Source organism: Oceanospirillum multiglobuliferum, assembly GCF_900167095.1.
Lineage (GTDB): Bacteria > Pseudomonadota > Gammaproteobacteria > Pseudomonadales > Halomonadaceae > Oceanospirillum > Oceanospirillum multiglobuliferum.
This window is the reverse complement of sequence record NZ_FUXG01000028.1, coordinates 19,919-36,399: the sequence shown is the minus strand read 5'-3', so window position 1 is coordinate 36,399 and position 16,481 is coordinate 19,919. Positions and strand designations below refer to the sequence as shown.

The following is a 16,481-nucleotide window of genomic DNA, read 5'->3' as shown; positions in this document are numbered from 1 at the left end:
CAGTACCCGCTGGTGATAAAGTCTTGGCGGAGTAAGTGGGAAAATCTCTCAGTTTACTTCAAATACCCAGAGCAAGTGCGAAGGGCGATTTATACAACGAATGCGGTTGAAGCGGTGCACCGTCAGTTCCGTAAACTGACCAAGACGAAAGGGGGCTTTGCTAATGAAAATGCATTGCTCAAGCTGCTATACGCGGGTATGTTGAAGGCATCAGAGAAGTGGACGCATCCGGTGCAAAACTGGAACCTGACATTGTCTCAGTTGAGCATCCACTTCGAAGGCCGAATAGACCAGCACGTCGATCTTTAAGAAATGGGTGACACAGAACTATGAACACCCTCTCTAGTTTCTCTGTACACTTTTCTTGAAAGTAGTATGCATAAAATGTGCTTGTATGTCCGTAATCGACATAGCTTTGTTGTAGATGTTACTGACTTTCGAGGAGAGGGTATTACTCGTTCAAAAGAGTATCTCGAAAGGCATGGTATCTTTGATACATCCCAAGTGAATGGTACATGGTCAAACTTGAACAATTTTAACAAAATACGAAATTGTTTGGTGCATTGTAATGGCAATATAGCTACATACAAAAATAAGAGCCAGATTATAAGTGTTGTTAAAAGCACCAAGAATATTCAATTAGATGGTGATGATAAGTTAGTTATCGAAAAAGAGTATGTTGGATTTGTAATTGACGAAATTGAAAGGTTCTTGTTGGAAATTCATAAGCAGGTCTTTGAAAAAAACGTATAACAAGGCAATCAAGGTGACCCGTTACAATCGGCGGTTTTAGCATGGAGTTCAGTGTGCTTTGTTGGTTTAGTGTGTGGCACCTTATCGCAGGCGTTATACAAAACTAAAAGTTAGATTATTTTTCCACATATTCAGGAATTTAAATGAGTATTGAATTTTTGACCAGCAATGCAGAAAAAGCGAATTACCTGTGTGCATTGTTAAAATCAAGGGCAACTGGTAAAGAGTCATCAAATAGTGAATATCAACAATTAAGGCACGAGCTTTTAAGTAACAACACGTTGTCGCCACACTTGCCTAGTTGGTTAAAGCTTGCCCGTGATTTAGATTCGTTCTGGGATTTTATTCAGCCCAAATTTGGCTCATATCAAGAGCGCCGAGTATTTCTAGATAAAGAGTTTGCAGATTTACTGAGTCACTTGGAATTTGGTATGCAATTATCTAATCAACAACCAGCAGTATTTCAATCTCCAGTTCAACAGAGTATCCATCAACCACAAGTAGCCTCAGCAACTCCGGTTTTTTCTGCCCCAAAAACACCAAAGAAAAACAAAGTATTTATCGTACATGGGCGTGACAATGAAGCTAAGCAAGAGGTAGCAAGACATATTGAAAGTATCGGTCTTGACGCCATTATATTGCATGAACAAGCAAGTAGTGGGATGACAATAATTGAAAAAATTGAGTACTACGCAGGTGAAGCTGATTTTGCAATCGTAATATATACACCATGTGATAAAGGGCGCGGAGCTTTTGAAACAGCTGTACCTGCACGTGATCGTGCAAGACAAAATGTTGTTTTCGAGCATGGTTATCTAATGGCTAAGCTTGGGCGAAAAAATGTGTGTGCTTTAGTTAAGGGGCAGATAGAAACACCGAATGACATTAGTGGTGTTGTGTACGTTTCAATGGATCAAGCTGGTGCGTGGAAAAATGACGTAAACATTGAGCTTAAAGCCTGTGGCTATAGCTTATAGAGTGTAATGCCACACTAAATCTGACCACTTAATTACAGGTTGCCATGGGTAAAATGATTTTTGACGGGTCTTACGAAGACCTGTCAAAAGTATCGGTAAATTTTGAACACTATCTAAAGTGGAAAACACGCAATAACGGTTAGCCCTTTCTCTCTATTGCTTTCAAACGCTAGCCGCCCTTGATAACTCTCAATTATCGACTTGCAAATAGACAACCCTAACCCATGCCCTTTTACTGATTCATCTAACCTTGTACCGCGTTCGGTTAGTTGTATCAGTGCGCTATCATCAACACCTGCGCCATCATCTTGAATGGTAAAACAGATTTGCTGATGATGTTTTTCAACCTGTACTTGCACTTTCTGATGTGCAAATTTTGCCGCGTTGTCGATTAGATTTCCTAATAGCTCTAGTAGGTCGTCACGGTCAATAGGCACAAAGGCGTTTGCCTCTAGCCCGCTAAGTGATAAATCAAATTGTATATGTGGGTAGATACGTTGCATCACTTTTAGCAAGGGCTGTAAGTCTTCTTCGGGCTGAAAAGCTTTTCCCGGTAAGCACCGACCTGCAATTCTGGCTCTTTTCAGCTCACGTTCTAGCAAGTATTGAATCTGGGCGAGTGTTTCTGTCATCTGCATTTTTTGCCCATCAGGTAAGTCGTCAAGCTGTAAATGCAACTGCTGCAAAGGCCGTTTTAGCTCATGAGCAAAGTTACCCAGCGCGCTGCGTGAGCGCTCTGTGCGTTGACTCAGCTGGGTAATTAAACGCCCTATTTCATCACTTAAAGGGGCAACTTCTTGCGGAGGGGTTAATTGAATCAAGCTGTTATCCCCTTGGTGTAGGCTTTGTACTTGTAGTCGAAGCTGTTCAAAAATTTTGAAGCTTTGGCGCAGTCCTCTGCCTTGCAGCCACCAAAGTGCCGCAAAACTGATGAACAAAAGCAGTAAAATTAGAAAGCTGAATAGCTTTCGGTCATGTTCTAAGGGCTGAACATCTTCTGCAAGCCAGATATCAACTGGCTGATTTTGCTTTGTAATACTGGTGGTTAAACTTAACCAAAGCTGGTTGTCGACTCCATGCTCATGGGGAGAAAGGGTTTGTTTATCATAAAGTGTTATTGGTAAGTTCAGATCCCATAATGAGCGAGACTCAATCAGTTGATCACCAACTTTGATGCGATAATAATGCCCAGAGAAGGCGCGTCGATAAACATCTGGAATGCGGTTTTCTTGTAGCTGCACCGCCTGCCCAGGTTTAAGTACCAGCGCGGCAATTAAACTTTCGGCATCGTGCTGTAAACGACTTTTAACATAGTTATAAGTCAGCTCCCGTGATAAACCTTGTATCAATAGCGCGCAGAGTACCAACACTAACAATAATGCCAACAGTAAGCGGTTACGCAGCTGGCGCTCAATTGATGGGGCTTTTTTATCAAGATTCATGGCTGCACTTGGGGTTGGCTGAGATGCGATTCACCCTGAAAATCAGGCTGGCTCACCAAGCGATAACCTTGACCACGATGGGTTAAGATAGTGGCTTTACCAGCCCCTAGTCCAACCGCTTGATCAAAATATTGCCGCAGTTTATTGATGTAAACCTCAATCACATTGCTATCGCGCAGTTGTTCCTCCTGATAGATATGCTCACTTAATTGTGTTTTTGATAGCACCTGATCAGGGTTAAGCATCATATAACGCAACAAACGATATTCGAGAGCGCTAAGGCTGATTAATTCCCCCTGCGCTGTAAATGCCTGATGACTATGGGTGTTCAAATGAATGCCTGCCATAACAAGCATAGGCTCGGCCAAACCATGATGACGGCGTAAAATTGCATTTAAACGTGCCAACAACTCTTCTTGATGAAAGGGCTTGCCCAAGTAGTCATCAGCACCTGCTTTCAAACCATCAACACGTTCATGCCAAGCATCACGAGCGGTTAAGATTAAAACCGGCACGTTGTTTTGCTGTTGCCTTAACCGTTTGAGCAGCTCCAACCCCGACAGCTGTGGTAAGCCAAGATCTAGAATCAGCGCGTCATAGCTTTCGTTTTCTGCCAGATGTAAACCATCAATACCATTGTTTGCAGTGTCTGCCACATAACCTGCGGGTTTCAAAAAACGTACTAAGGCTTGGCTCAGGTTTGTATCATCTTCAACGATCAATAACTTCATCTGTATCTTTCTCGTTTACTTTAGGCATTCTTTTGGGCGTTATCTTTTTATGTTCTTCCAGCTCAGTACTTAAGAGCCTGCCTGTTTCAGCATCAAGCTCGTACTCCCAAACTTCGTCTTGGTCATTTAAAAACTCTAGCTCGTAAATAAGGCGGCCTTTTTCACGCTCCAGCTCAACGTCCAATAGCGTGCCATCGAACTGATGTTGTTGCAGAATTTGCAACAAGGGTTTGATTTTGCCTTGCTGCGATAACTGTCGAATCTCCTGTGCTGATAAGGCATCGCTGGCCTGAACGGTTGGTGCTACTGCTGACAACATCAGGCTTGCCATTGTCGATAGGTAAGCAAGCTTTGCTAACCCTTTAGGTTGATTAATAATCTCTTTTATTAAAATTCGGAATCTTGACCGTATGCTCATCAAAAGTACCTTCTTTGGCTTTATCATGACAGGCGTTACACTCACTGAAGCTGCCCACATCAGGGTTGTTTAACACCATACGTTTAGAGTCAATTTCGTCATGCTTGTGTTTGTAATAAGGCAGCTCGGTGATTCTAATTGGATCTGCTGTCTTTAAGCCTCGTAGCAAGTTACTAAATTTACCCGCATTTTCGCTATCTGCCGCATTCGCCAACAAATAAGCTTCAATTTCAGCAACAGGGGTTTTGGTGAGGGTAGCATCTTCACCAAAGTGATCATCTAGCGAACCTAGAATACGCTGCCACCCTGCTTTAGGTAACAGTTGTGCTGGATAGGGCATGTGACAAGCACCACATTCAAAGCTGTATTCAGGTTGGTTTGTATTGGCGGCTTGATAGCCGCGCGCCTTCTTACCAAAAGGCCACCAACCTTTATCATCGTCAGAGTCGGCATAGCTTATACCTGCTATCAGTGAGAGTAAGAGTGCCAATAGCAGCTGTTTTTGTGTCTTAATTTGCATGATAAAAAGCCTAGTTGATTAAAGTAATGGAAGATCAGGGTATGACTACTTAGCTGATTTAGGCGCAGATTTTTTACCCGTAATCATAGCGCGCACTAAATTCTCTCGATGTAATAAGCTACTGACGGCAACGCCTGCTAAGTGTACCGCAACTAATAGTATTAGGCCGTTACCGATGATCTCGTGTAACTCTTCAACAATATCCTCGTTTAAGCTGGCCAACCAAGTGCCTGCAAACCAGCCTTCCCCTTCTATAGCCAAAACTGAAAACCCTAAAAAGCACTGTAGTAAAAGAGCAGTTAGCATCACCATCACCATTAATCCACCCGCTGGGTTATGGCCAACATAGTGAGTAGGAGAGCGAGTACCTAGGCTTTTTAAATAAGCTTTAACAGTTGATGGCCGATAAAAAAACTCAGAAAAACGCGCATATCGCCCCCCCACAAGCCCCCAAAACAAACGAAATACCACTAATAAGCTAATGCCATAACCTGCATAAACATGTAGCCACTCCACATCCTCTTGAGTGACTACCGCCACAATAAATAACAGCGCTAGCGACCAATGAAACACCCTTAGTAGCGGGTCCCAAACTTTAATGGTTTCTGAAGTAGACATTATAAAACCCTCGCATTTTGTAGCAGGTTGAACCAATCAATATCCCAAGCATAAAGAAGGAAGGCTTAACGTAGGCTTAAGTTAGATAACATTTTTAATCGACAAGAGGGTTTAAGCATAACGTCACGGCTCTGTCACAGCTTCGCAAACATTGCAGTGCAGCATGAAAGAAATACCAATACTGAAAGTATGGAGAATAAAATAATGAACTTTAACCTGCGCGTTCTATCTATCCGCTGGCGTTTAACCAGCATGCTAATTGTGACTTTAATAGGTATGGCGCTATTAGCAGGCATGGCAATGAACGAAATCAAGCAAGCGATGTTACAAGAAAAAATCAACACCGCCCGTAATCTTGTTACTAGCGTACATACTATGGTGGATTATTGGCATACTCAGGTCAATAAAGGCGCGATGTCACCAGCTGAGGCACGAGTTAATGCATTAGAGGCTGTAAGATCAATGCGCTATGGCGATAACAATTACTTTTGGATTCAAGACTTGAAGGGTGAGGCCATTATGCACCCTATCACGCCAAACCTAGAGGGGCGCAGTTTACTCAACGTTCAAGATGGACACGGTCATTATGTGTTTCAAGAGATTAACGATAAAGCCAACAGCTTAGGCGAAGGCATGATTGAGTATTACTGGCCTAAGGCGGGTTCTGCAAAACCGGTCGCAAAAATAGCCTATATCCAAAAAGAACCAGACTGGGGCTGGGTAATTGGTACAGGTATTTATATTGACGACGTTGATCAACAGTTTTGGCGCAGTATGCGTTTGTTTGGTGGTATTGCCGTTAGTGTTGCGTTTGCCATTATGTTGATGGTATCTGCCATTTCAGGTTCGATTATTCGTCCGATCAATCGAACCGTTGAAGCCATGGATGAGATCAGCCACGGTGATGGTGACTTAACTCGCCGCATTGAGGCGGATGGTAATGATGAAATTTGTCGTATGGTGCGTCACTTCAACCAGTTTGTTGATAAAATCCAAGGGCTTGTATATGAAACCAAGCAATCGACAGATCAAGTAGCCAGTGCGGCAGAAGAGCTAGACACTATCACCAGTAACAGCAGCCGTTTGATTCAGCAACAAACTAACGAGACTGACATGATGGCAACGGCTATAGAAGAGATAGCTCAAACCATCACAGAAGTAGCGCATCATGCAGCAAGTGCCGCAGCGTCGGCGTCTCATGCTGACCAGCAGGCCAATGCGGGTAGTCTAAAAGTGGGCGATGCAATCAAGAGTTTGAACCAGTTGGTTACAACCGTACAGCATTCATCACAAGTGATTCACGACCTTGAAAAGCGCAGTGAGTCTATCGGCAGCGTACTTAGTGTGATTCGTGAGGTTTCAGAGCAAACTAATTTGTTGGCGCTCAATGCTGCAATTGAGGCCGCACGAGCAGGTGAGCAAGGTCGAGGGTTTGCGGTAGTCGCAGACGAGGTACGAACCTTGGCACAGCGCACACATCAAAGCACAGAAGAGATTCATACCATCATCAGCGCTTTACAGCGTAATGCTGCACAGGCAGTACAAGAGATGGGACACTGCCTTAAACAAGCAGACCAAACAGTCTCGATTACCAATGAAGCTAGTACCGCATTGAGCGTCATTCGCGATGCCGTCAATCAAATTCACAGTATGAACTTACAGATTGCAAGTGCCGCAGAACAACAAACTGTTGCGGCCAATGAGGTTAGTAGTAATATCAGCAATATGGTTGATTTGGCGGGTCAAGGTAATGCTTGGACGCAGCAAACTGCAACGGCCAGTCATGAACTGGCAGAGTTGGCAGAAGGCCTAAGAACAAAAGTAGGCTCATTTAAGGTTTAAATTGAGGTTTAGCGCTGATATTAAAAGTTTTAGGGGGCACTGCCCCCTATACACTCATCTGCAAGACACAGAACAGCTTTATACCCAGTGCTGCCAAGCTAAACGAAGACTAATCACAATAACCAGTGCAACAAAAACACGACGTACCCATTCATTTCCCATTCTGATAGCAGAATGGGCACCACACCAAGCCCCTAGCATCAAGGTTGATCCCATAGCAATACCCAGCAACCAAGCCACGTGACCCAGTAATGCAAAGGTGGTCAGCGAAGCGGCATTGCTGATAAAGTTCATTGTGCGTGCCAACCCTAGAACATTCAGCATTTTTAGACGATAGAAATGCAAGGCACTTGCGGTCCAAAATGCTCCTGTGCCAGGCCCGGCCACTCCATCATAGCCACCTAATACGATGCCATGACTCAGCTGAAAAAATGCAGATTTTTTCGGCGCTTTATCGTGATCATGTTGAGAGCTGGGGCGTACTAACAAGGTATAAATAGCCGTGCTAATAATCATGAGCGGTAGAGCTTTAGCAATAAACGACGCTTCTAAAATATGAGCGATCAATGTGCCTGCTATAGCGCCAATTAAGGTGCCTAGTGCCGCAGATTGCCATTGTTTAGGCTCAAATAAACCTTGGCGGTAAAAAGTAATAGTTGCGGTTAGAGAGCCGAAACTGGCGGCAAGCTTATTAGTGCCTAAGCTGAGGTGTGGCGCTATACCAACCGTTAACAGTGCAGGAATGGTAATTAAGCCCCCTCCTCCTGCAATCGCATCAATAAAGCCTGCAATAAAAGCAACAACCATAAGAATGAGTAGATGCTGTAAACTGAGGTTCTCAAATAGAGGGAGTAGACTGTCCATAACGCAACCAAACAAAGCTGACCGCCCATTGCCATCAGCAGGCACACATTGTATGCGACTTAACGACTGTTTGCTTCGCGATACTGCGCGCAAAGCTCAGCTGCAAGGCCAGTGCCCAACAAGTAGTGTGGTACAGGAGCGACTGCCAATACAATATCAACCGCAGGCAAATCAGGCAGTTGTGCCCTTGAGTCAAACACCTGCAACTCAGCAGATACACTAGAACTAGCCATAGCACTGACCCCCAAGCCTCTTTGTACAAGGCTCTTAATCACAGTTGCGCTGGAGGTTGCGCAAACCAACTGATAGCGGCGAGCGATTTTTTCTAGTCCATCAATTGCAGTGCTGTGAAATTTACAGTCAGCCTCGTAGATCACTAAAGGCAGTGCCTCTGCATCCAGTAACTCAGGAAAGCCACCATGTATCCAAACGCCTCGGTCATGCTTCAGTAAATAGCCCTCTTCCTTCTCAGGTGCGCGGGTTAAAATGGCAAGGTCAAGCTCACCGTTATCTAACATCATCCTAAGTTGAGTGCTGCAATTACACTCGATACGGGTACTCACATTAGGCAATGCGGCAAGTAACAGTGATAAAAAGTCAGGCAGTACAGATTGCGCATAATCATCTGGGCAGCCAATTCGAATAGGGCCATGGGATTGATGGCTTATTAGCTCACCGAGCGCATCATCATGTAGGGCGATAATACGCCGAGCGTAACTGACTAATAAACGGCCTTGCTCTGTTAAGGTAAGGTATCGCCCTTTTTTCTGAAATAGTGTTTGTCCCGTCTCTTCTTCCAGCTTTTTCATCTGCATACTAATCGCACTTTGAGTCCGGAATGTCTGCTTTGCTGCGCGGGTAAAGCTGCCTGTATCAACAAATGCGATAAAACTACGTAGTGACTCTATGTCCAAAATACAAGCCCTCTGGTTAATCTATTCGTTTTTATGATAGGTGCTATATAAATTATTCGCTAGTCAGCATCAGCTTGAAATTTCACAATGATAAGGTGACTTACTCTCAAGGACGCTTATTATGCAGCTTATTATTGGCAACAAAAATTACTCCTCTTGGTCTCTTCGTGGTTGGTTAATGCTAAAAGGGTTTGATTTAGCATTTGATGAGATCAGGCTGCCATTATTTACAGACACTTTTGCCCAAGAGATAGGGCGTTATACCGATACCAAAAAAGTCCCTGTTCTAATTGATGGTGATATACGGGTTTGGGACTCTTTGGCTATTTGTGAATATATTAACGAGGCTTATTTGAAGGGAGCGGGCTGGCCTAGTGATATTGCTGAGCGTAGTTTAGCTAGAGCCATTAGCTGTGAAATGCATTCGGGTTTTGTGGATTTACGCCACGAGATGCCGATGAACTGCCGTGCTAAAGGTGAGGTTAATGCTTCAGATAAGGCTCTAGCCGATATTCAGCGTATTAACCAAATATGGACAGACCTGCGTACTAGATACAGTGAACAAGGCCCTTGGCTTTTTGGTCAGTTTTCCATTGCAGATGTAGTTTACGCTCCTGTTGCACTACGTTTTGCATCTTATGGACCTACTATCAGTGAGCAGGCCAGTGCTTATGTTCAAACAATATTGGGGCATCCTGCTATTCAAGAGTGGATTGCTGCTGCAAAAGTAGAGCTTGAAGTGATACCTGAAGAGGAGGTTCTCACAGAGAAGTAATACAGCTGCAGAATAAAACTACCCAATAGCGTGGTAGTTACAAGATAAGCCCACTGTTGACCAGTGGGCTAAACAGCTTCGAAGAATCAGACTGCCATTATTGGAATAGATCTAATCTTTAGTTGGTTTTTTGCGGTAGCAAATTACGTAAGTAGATTAAAGTGCCCAAAACAGATATCGCTAGGAATAAGCCTTTACTTTCGGCCACAAAAAACAGATCTGAGTAACTCAGTTCATAGCCCCATAATAGGTATGGAATGCAGATAAAGGGCAAAAATACCAAAGCTTTGGTCAGAGTCTTATATTGTCTGTAATCACCAAACCATTTCTGTGTCAGTTGCTGACCATAAAAGCCTGTAATCCAGCCTACAAAAGCCCCTACTGCAACGTCAGCGGGCCAATGTACACCAATGGCAACGCGTGATAAACCGACTAAAACACCTAGCCCAACCCATGCCAAAAAGGCTTTAGTGCTTTGGCTGGTTGTGGCCAAGAGAGCCACAAAAAACATACCTGTTGCCGTATGGCCTGACGGCATTGAAGGAGAATCGCGCCCTTCACCAATCAGGTGAAATAAACTGTGATCTAACGCGACATTGGGGCGTGGTAAATCAAGACCATGCTTGAATCCTTGAATAATCAGCGCACAGACCAACCCCCAAAGCAGCGTGGAGATCACGAAGTCTGGGCGTTTGTACATGATAATACTGAACAGTGCGATCGCTTGCAGGGTATCACCTAGGTTGGTGATGTGTGCCCAAAATGCATCGGGCAGCAGGCTGAACGTGCTATTTAAAAACAGAAACGCTGGCATGTTAACTTGTGGCACAAGGGTGAGTGCTGAGAACAAGAAGAGCACAGCTGCAACCATGATTGGAAGCTTGGGGCAAATATGAGGTTCTGTTGATGGGTTCATTCAGTTAGGTTTTCCACTGTAGCTTTTTAAAAAATCGAGCCATAAGCTTAAACACTTAAGGCTGTTGGTTAAGGTCAATCACTTGATGGCACATCGCTTGTGCAATGCTTGGGTCATGGGTAATCAATAGATAGCTGATAGCGTGTTTTAGTTGCAAATTTTTTAACAAGGCGACAACTTGTTTTTGAATGGTTTTATCTAGAGCGGAGGTCGGCTCATCCAAAATAATCAGTTTGGGTTTTAAAATTAACGCCCGTGCAATTGAGATACGCTGTCTTTGCCCACCCGAAAACTCGTGGGGATAACGGAAACGACTGTCGACACTTAGCTCAACCTCTTGCATCACTTGATTCAGCTGAGCCTCAATATCTTGTTCCGACAGTTGAGGTTCATGCACTCGCAAGCCTTCCACAATAATGTCGCCCACGGTCATACGTGGGCTTAAACTGCCAAAGGGGTCTTGTAACACCACCTGTAGATGTTTGCGTTGTTGGCGCAGGTTTTCACTAGACAGCTGGTTAAGATCCTGCCCGTCAAAAATAATACTGCCTTTACTCTGTATCAGCTTTAGAATCGCCATACCTAGGGAGGTTTTACCAGAGCCGCTTGCCCCCAAAAGACCAATACATTCTCCCGCTTTCAGTTGGAAGTTCATATTGGTGATGGCTTTTAGATAACCTTGAGTGCGTTTAAAAAAGCCGCGCTTAATAGGATACCAAACGTCTAAATTTTGTACTTGTAGTAAGGGCTGGCTATTTTCCGGCAGGGGAACAGGTTCGCCCTCGGGCGCAGAGTGAATAAGCGCTTGCGTATAAGAGTCTTTGGGGTGTGCAAACAGATCTTCAGTGCAAGCGGTTTCAACTAAATGCCCTTGTTTCATCACACACACCTGATCAGCGTACTGGCGTACAATGTTCAGATCGTGGGTAATCAACAATACGGCCAATTGGTATTTTTGCTGTAACTGGCTAATCAGCTCTAAAATTTGGCCTTGGATTTGAGCATCAAGGGCTGTCGTCGGTTCATCGGCGATCAATAGGTCAGGCTGATTGGCAATGGCCATCGCAATCATCACTCGCTGACGTTGACCGCCAGAAAGCTGATGAGGCAGATCTTGTAAACGCTGTTCAGCATTATCAATGCCCACTTCGGTTAAGCGAGTGATCACTTCTTGTGCTACCGCTTTTTTACTTAAAGGCCGATGCAGCTCAATAATTTCAGCAATCTGTTTTCCAATGCTTTGCAGAGGGTTCAGCGCGGTCATGGGCTCTTGAAAAATCACACTAATCTGTTGGCCGCGCAAGGCTTGGTAGGCTTTTGGGGACAAGCCTATTAGCTCTTGATCTTTAAAGCGTATTGATCCTGATTGAATAGCAGCCCCTGACGGTAGTAAGTGAGGTATCGCTAACCCTGTTAGCGTTTTGCCCGAGCCACTTTCACCCACCAAAGCCAGCGTTTGCCCTTGGTGTAGTTCAAAGCTGACGTGATTGACAACTGGCGTGTTTGCACCAAAACCGATTGTCAGATCAGAAACTTGTAATAATGGCGGTGTTGAATTCATGGTCTAGGCTCCGAACTGAACTGGTGTCTTGGGTCAAAGGCATCTCGTACCGCCTCACCGATAAAAACCAAAAGTGTCAGCATCACCGACAACACCATAAAAGCAGTTAAGCCTAACCAAGGGGCGTGTAAGTTGGCTTTACCTTGTGCCACCAACTCACCCAAAGAGGGCGAACCCGGTGGCAGACCAAAGCCTAAAAAATCTAACGCTGTTAACGTAGACACACCACCTGTAAAAATAAAAGGCATAAAGGTCATAGTGGCCACCATTGCGTTGGGTATCATATGTCGCCACATGATCAAACGCTGAGGTACGCCAAGTGCTTTGGCTGCCGTGACATATTCAAGATTACGGCAACGTAAAAACTCCGCCCGAACCACATCAACCAAGGCCATCCAGCTGAACAGCAACATAATGCCGAGCAACCACCAGAACCCTGGTTCAATCACGCTAGACAATATGATCAAAACAAACAATACGGGAAGCCCCGACCAAATCTCAATAAAGCGCTGTCCAAGCAGGTCAATTTTACCGCCAAAGTAGCCCTGTACCGCACCAACAAAGACACCGACAACTGTGCTGCCTAAGGTCAAGCTGATAGCAAAAAGGGTGGAGATACGAAAGCCATATAATACCCGTGCAAACACATCTCGCCCTTGATCATCAGTGCCTAGCCAGTTATCAGCGGTTGGCGGGCTAGGCGCAGGTTGATCCAAGCTGTAGTTAATCGTGTCATAACTGAAGCGCACCAAGGGCCAAACAATCCAGCCGTTGCTGTTAATCAGCTCTTGCAAATAAGGGTCGGTATAGTCGGCTTCAGTGGCAAAATCGCCACCAAAAGTGGTTTCAGGATAAGCCGTTAAAAATGGTGTATAGAGCTGCCCTTGATACTGCACCAGCAAGGGTTTGTCATTGGCGACAAGCTCGGCTACTAGGCTGATGCCAAATAATACGCTGAATAAAATCAGTGCATAAAAACCTCGGCGGTTGGCGCAAAAGCTTTGCCAACGCCGACGGGTAATCGGTGAGATTTTAGAAAGTGGTGAGGCTTGAGAGAATAGACCAGAAAGAATCGCCATAATTAACGTTGCCCTTCAAAGCTGATTCTGGGGTCAACAAAGATATAGGTTAAGTCGCTGACTAACTTAAGCAGCAAACCAATCAAAGTGAAAATAAACAAAGTGCCAAAAATAACAGGGTAATCCCGCTGCATCACCGCTTCAAAGCCCAGCAAACCTAAGCCATCAAGGGAAAAAATCACCTCGATTAGTAGCGAACCTGTGAAGAAGATACCAATCAGAGCGGATGGCATACCGGCAATAATCAACAGCATCGCATTACGAAAAACATGGCCGTACAACACACGGTGCTCTGAGGCACCCTTGGCGCGCGCTGTCATCACGTATTGTTTGTTAATCTCATCCAGAAAACTATTTTTGGTCAGCATGGTTAAAGTAGCAAAACTAGAGATAACAGACGCCAGTACAGGTAGGGTGATATGCCAAAAGTAGTCGCCGATTTTTTCCAACCAAGTCATTTGATCAAAGTTTTCAGAGGTTAGGCCTCGTAAAGGAAACCAATCCCAATAACTGCCCCCTGCAAAAAACACGATTAACATGATGGCAAACAGGAAGCCGGGAATGGCATAACCCACAATAATCAGCGTTGAACTCCAGAGATCAAAACTAGAGCCATGAGCAGTGGCTTTTTTGATACCTAAAGGGATGGAGATAAGATAAACCAACAAGGTTGTCCAAAGCCCCAAGCTGATAGATACGGGCATTTTTTCGATAATTAAATCAATCACCTCTCGGTCACGAAAAAAGCTCTCACCAAAATCAAATTGCAGATATTGCGTAATCATTAACCAGAAGCGTTCAGGGGAGGGTTTATCAAAGCCAAACTGACGTTCAATCTCTTTGATCAATTCGGGGTCTATCCCTTGGGCGCCTCTGTAGTCGGAGCTACCGCTATTACCACTGCTACTTGCTGAGCTTTGTAGTTCTGATTGCTGTCCACTACCCATACGGGTACTGGCTTGACTGTCTATACCATCAAGTTGCGCCAGTACTTGCTCAACAGGCCCGCCAGGGGCAGCCTGTATGATGACAAAGTTAAGTAACATGATGCCAAACAGCGTTGGAATCATCAGCAGTAAACGTCTGGCGATATAGCTCCACATAGACCTAGTTCTCCTGATACCACCAAGTATCGGTCGCTAAGCTATAAGGTGGATTTTGCGCTGGACGCTGGATCTCCTTACGATAAGCCACACGGTATTGGGTGATTCCCCAATGTGGTATCAGGTAGTGCTCTGACAGTAATACGCGGTCTAGTGCTCGGCAAAGGTTGATTAGGCTTTGGCGATCTTTAGCAACAATGATCTGTTCAACCAAAGCGTCTACTACAGCATTTTGAATGCCCATAATATTGCTAGAGTCAGGTTTATTGGCATATTCAGAGTGCCAAAATTCACGCTGCTCGTTACCCGGGGAGTTAGACTGACCGATGCTATGTACTATCATGTCAAAGTCAAAACTACGTACGCGGTTAATATACTGAGAGGTATCAACGACCCGAATGTTAAGGGTAATACCCAAACGCTCTAAGTTCTTTTTGAAGGGATGCACGATGCGCTCAAACGAACTGTCGTAAAGCAACATCTCAATTTCAACAGGCTTGCCATTCTGATCAACTCTTTTGCCATTTTTGACCACCCAGCCTGCACTGTTCAATAAACGCGCGGCTTCACGTAGCTCCGTGCGAATGTTGCCATCACCCTTAGTTTTGTTCAGTACAAAAGGTTGGGTGAACACTGTTGGCGCAATCTGATCTTTAAAGGGCATAAGTAATGCTTTTTCTGCGTCAGAAGGTAAGCCGCTTGAGGCCAACTCAGAGTTAGAAAAATAGCTGCTGGTACGAGTATAAGCGCCATAAAATAGATTTTTGTTTGTCCATTCAAAATCAAAGGCTAAGTTTAGGGCTTCGCGTACCGCTTTATTTTGAAAAGGCTCTCGACGTAGATTAAACGCAAACGCCTGCATTCCAGTTGGGTTTTGATGCTGAATTTCAGCCTTCACCATAGAGCCATCTGTTAGTGCGGGTGAGTCATAAGCCGTTGCCCAAAATTTAGAGCTGTTTTCTTGGCGAAAATTAAGATTGCCCGCTTTGAATGCCTCTAAGGCCACTGTGCTGTCACGGTAATATTCATAAATAATTTGATCAAAATTATGGCGACCAACATTGATCGCTAGGTCTTTACCCCAATAATCTTGGTTGCGCTGGTAAGTGATTGAGCGACCATTGTCGATTTTACCAATGCTGTAAGGGCCAGAGCCTATAGGCGGCGTTAGCGTAGTTTTATCGAAAGCCTGAGTAGCCCAGTAATGTTTAGGTAAAATTGGGACTTGGCCGATAATAAGCGGTAGCTCACGGTTCTGGTCTGTTTTGAAACGGAACTGCACTTGCTGTGCACTGAGTACATTGATCTGTTCAATATCAGCGTAATAAGCGCGGTAGAATGGTCGGCCTTCAGCCATCAAAGTTTCAAACGTAAACTTTACATCTTCAGCTGTAACAGGCTTGCCATCATGAAACTTTGCCTCAGTGCGTAAATTAAAAATAATACCCTTGCCATCGGCTGATAACTGTACCGACTCTGCCAGTAAGCCGTATTCAGAAAATGCCTCGTCAGCGGACTGTTCTAGCAAGGTGTCGTAGATTAAACCAATGCCCGCCGCAGGTACGCCTTTGATGATAAAAGGGTTTAAAGAATCAAAGCTACCCAAAGAGGCTTGCTTTAACGTACCTCCCTTAGGTGCCTTCGGATTGACATAGTTAAAGTGCTTAAAATCAGCAGAGTATTTCAAGTCACCATAAATTGATAAACCATGCTGCTTTTTTATAGTGGCTGGCTCATTGGCAAAGCTGGTTTGTGCGGTTAGACCCACACAAACAGTCGAAATAGATAACAGTATGGAAGCTAGGTTTAGCCTATGGCGTTGGAGGTGTTGTAAACAGTGTTTAAACATTAGCATAGCTCCCTTATTTTCTTTATTGATCAATATACTACGCAGAATATTCGCAATAAAAAAGGGTTCATGAAGAACCCTTTTCGGTTTATTACAAGCTATGTTGGTAATAGCACAGT

The 16,481-nt window shown here is 44.4% G+C and carries 16 protein-coding genes; 4 read left to right on the top strand and 12 right to left on the bottom strand.

Annotated elements, in window-relative coordinates:
- On the top strand, positions 1-309 hold a 309-nt coding region (locus B5D26_RS14640), incomplete at its 5' end, for a transposase (RefSeq protein WP_143833124.1).
- Positions 310-896: 587 nt separating this feature from the next.
- A complete protein-coding gene (locus B5D26_RS14630; RefSeq protein ID WP_078746463.1) occupies positions 897-1,730 on the top strand; it encodes a TIR domain-containing protein in 834 nt (277 codons plus the stop codon).
- 113 nt (positions 1,731-1,843) lie between these two features.
- Here B5D26_RS14630 and B5D26_RS14625 read toward each other — a convergent pair whose 3' ends face one another.
- The 5 genes from B5D26_RS14625 to B5D26_RS14605 are packed head-to-tail and all read right to left on the bottom strand — an operon-like array spanning position 1,844 to position 5,459.
- Positions 1,844-3,172 (bottom strand): sensor histidine kinase, encoded by a 1,329-nt coding sequence (locus B5D26_RS14625; protein ID WP_078746462.1) that lies wholly within the window; start codon positions 3,170-3,172, stop codon positions 1,844-1,846.
- Positions 3,169-3,903, bottom strand: a complete 735-nt coding sequence (locus B5D26_RS14620) for a response regulator transcription factor (protein ID WP_078746461.1) — start codon at positions 3,901-3,903, stop codon at positions 3,169-3,171. Before B5D26_RS14620 ends, B5D26_RS14625 begins: the two co-directional genes overlap by 4 nt.
- Positions 3,884-4,222: a PepSY domain-containing protein gene (locus tag B5D26_RS14615; protein ID WP_159445682.1), complete on the bottom strand. Its 339-nt coding sequence runs from the start codon at positions 4,220-4,222 to the stop codon at positions 3,884-3,886. The genes B5D26_RS14620 and B5D26_RS14615 overlap by 20 nt, the downstream gene beginning before the upstream one ends.
- A gap of 52 nt (positions 4,223-4,274) precedes the next feature.
- The gene (locus B5D26_RS14610) at positions 4,275-4,841 is read right to left on the bottom strand and encodes a diheme cytochrome c (RefSeq protein ID WP_078746459.1); all 567 of its coding nucleotides are present in this window, start codon (positions 4,839-4,841) and stop codon (positions 4,275-4,277) included.
- Positions 4,842-4,886: 45 nt separating this feature from the next.
- Complete coding sequence (locus B5D26_RS14605) at positions 4,887-5,459, bottom strand: cytochrome b/b6 domain-containing protein (RefSeq protein ID WP_078746458.1); 573 nt, start codon at positions 5,457-5,459, stop codon at positions 4,887-4,889.
- 204 nt (positions 5,460-5,663) lie between these two features.
- Between B5D26_RS14605 and B5D26_RS14600 the strand changes: the two genes are divergently transcribed.
- Positions 5,664-7,301, top strand: a complete 1,638-nt coding sequence (locus B5D26_RS14600) for a methyl-accepting chemotaxis protein (RefSeq protein ID WP_159445681.1) — start codon at positions 5,664-5,666, stop codon at positions 7,299-7,301.
- A 78-nt stretch (positions 7,302-7,379) separates the two neighbouring features.
- On the opposite strand, the gene B5D26_RS14595 is transcribed toward B5D26_RS14600, so the two are convergent.
- Together B5D26_RS14595 and B5D26_RS14590 are read right to left on the bottom strand one after the other, a co-directional pair.
- Complete coding sequence (locus B5D26_RS14595) at positions 7,380-8,165, bottom strand: sulfite exporter TauE/SafE family protein (protein WP_078746456.1); 786 nt, start codon at positions 8,163-8,165, stop codon at positions 7,380-7,382.
- 59 nt (positions 8,166-8,224) lie between these two features.
- Complete coding sequence (locus tag B5D26_RS14590; RefSeq protein ID WP_078746455.1) at positions 8,225-9,079, bottom strand: LysR family transcriptional regulator; 855 nt, start codon at positions 9,077-9,079, stop codon at positions 8,225-8,227.
- Between the two features lie 121 nt (positions 9,080-9,200).
- Between B5D26_RS14590 and B5D26_RS14585 the strand changes: the two genes are divergently transcribed.
- Entirely contained in the window at positions 9,201-9,854 is a 654-nt protein-coding gene (locus B5D26_RS14585; RefSeq protein ID WP_078746454.1) for a glutathione S-transferase family protein, read from the top strand.
- Positions 9,855-9,972: 118 nt separating this feature from the next.
- Here the strand turns inward: B5D26_RS14585 and B5D26_RS14580 are convergent, their stop codons facing one another.
- From B5D26_RS14580 to B5D26_RS14560, 5 genes are read right to left on the bottom strand one after another with little or no spacing between them, the layout of a single operon-like run.
- Positions 9,973-10,770, bottom strand: a complete 798-nt coding sequence (locus B5D26_RS14580) for a phosphatase PAP2 family protein (protein ID WP_078746453.1) — start codon at positions 10,768-10,770, stop codon at positions 9,973-9,975.
- Between the two features lie 55 nt (positions 10,771-10,825).
- Positions 10,826-12,331, bottom strand: coding sequence for an ABC transporter ATP-binding protein (locus B5D26_RS14575; RefSeq protein WP_078746452.1), 1,506 nt, complete (start codon positions 12,329-12,331; stop codon positions 10,826-10,828).
- Positions 12,328-13,410, bottom strand: coding sequence for an ABC transporter permease (locus tag B5D26_RS14570; protein ID WP_078746451.1), 1,083 nt, complete (start codon positions 13,408-13,410; stop codon positions 12,328-12,330). The genes B5D26_RS14575 and B5D26_RS14570 overlap by 4 nt, the downstream gene beginning before the upstream one ends.
- A gap of 2 nt (positions 13,411-13,412) precedes the next feature.
- Positions 13,413-14,513, bottom strand: coding sequence for a microcin C ABC transporter permease YejB (locus B5D26_RS14565; protein WP_078746450.1), 1,101 nt, complete (start codon positions 14,511-14,513; stop codon positions 13,413-13,415).
- 4 nt (positions 14,514-14,517) lie between these two features.
- The gene (locus B5D26_RS14560; RefSeq protein ID WP_078746449.1) at positions 14,518-16,362 is read right to left on the bottom strand and encodes an extracellular solute-binding protein; all 1,845 of its coding nucleotides are present in this window, start codon (positions 16,360-16,362) and stop codon (positions 14,518-14,520) included.
- Positions 16,363-16,481: the final 119 nt, after the last annotated feature.

Coding starts and splice junctions, on each gene's coding strand:
- B5D26_RS14610 (WP_078746459.1), bottom strand. CDS start 4,841: ATGCAAATTAAGACACAAAAACAGCTGCTATTGGCACTCTTACTCTCA.
- B5D26_RS14600 (WP_159445681.1), top strand. CDS start 5,664: ATGAACTTTAACCTGCGCGTTCTATCTATCCGCTGGCGTTTAACCAGC.
- B5D26_RS14580 (WP_078746453.1), bottom strand. CDS start 10,770: ATGAACCCATCAACAGAACCTCATATTTGCCCCAAGCTTCCAATCATG.
- B5D26_RS14575 (WP_078746452.1), bottom strand. CDS start 12,331: ATGAATTCAACACCGCCATTATTACAAGTTTCTGATCTGACAATCGGT.
- B5D26_RS14605 (WP_078746458.1), bottom strand. CDS start 5,459: ATGTCTACTTCAGAAACCATTAAAGTTTGGGACCCGCTACTAAGGGTG.
- B5D26_RS14615 (WP_159445682.1), bottom strand. CDS start 4,222: ATGTTGTCAGCAGTAGCACCAACCGTTCAGGCCAGCGATGCCTTATCA.
- B5D26_RS14630 (WP_078746463.1), top strand. CDS start 897: ATGAGTATTGAATTTTTGACCAGCAATGCAGAAAAAGCGAATTACCTG.
- B5D26_RS14585 (WP_078746454.1), top strand. CDS start 9,201: ATGCAGCTTATTATTGGCAACAAAAATTACTCCTCTTGGTCTCTTCGT.
- B5D26_RS14595 (WP_078746456.1), bottom strand. CDS start 8,165: ATGGACAGTCTACTCCCTCTATTTGAGAACCTCAGTTTACAGCATCTA.
- B5D26_RS14625 (WP_078746462.1), bottom strand. CDS start 3,172: ATGAATCTTGATAAAAAAGCCCCATCAATTGAGCGCCAGCTGCGTAAC.
- B5D26_RS14565 (WP_078746450.1), bottom strand. CDS start 14,513: ATGTGGAGCTATATCGCCAGACGTTTACTGCTGATGATTCCAACGCTG.
- B5D26_RS14560 (WP_078746449.1), bottom strand. CDS start 16,362: ATGTTTAAACACTGTTTACAACACCTCCAACGCCATAGGCTAAACCTA.
- B5D26_RS14570 (WP_078746451.1), bottom strand. CDS start 13,410: ATGGCGATTCTTTCTGGTCTATTCTCTCAAGCCTCACCACTTTCTAAA.
- B5D26_RS14620 (WP_078746461.1), bottom strand. CDS start 3,903: ATGAAGTTATTGATCGTTGAAGATGATACAAACCTGAGCCAAGCCTTA.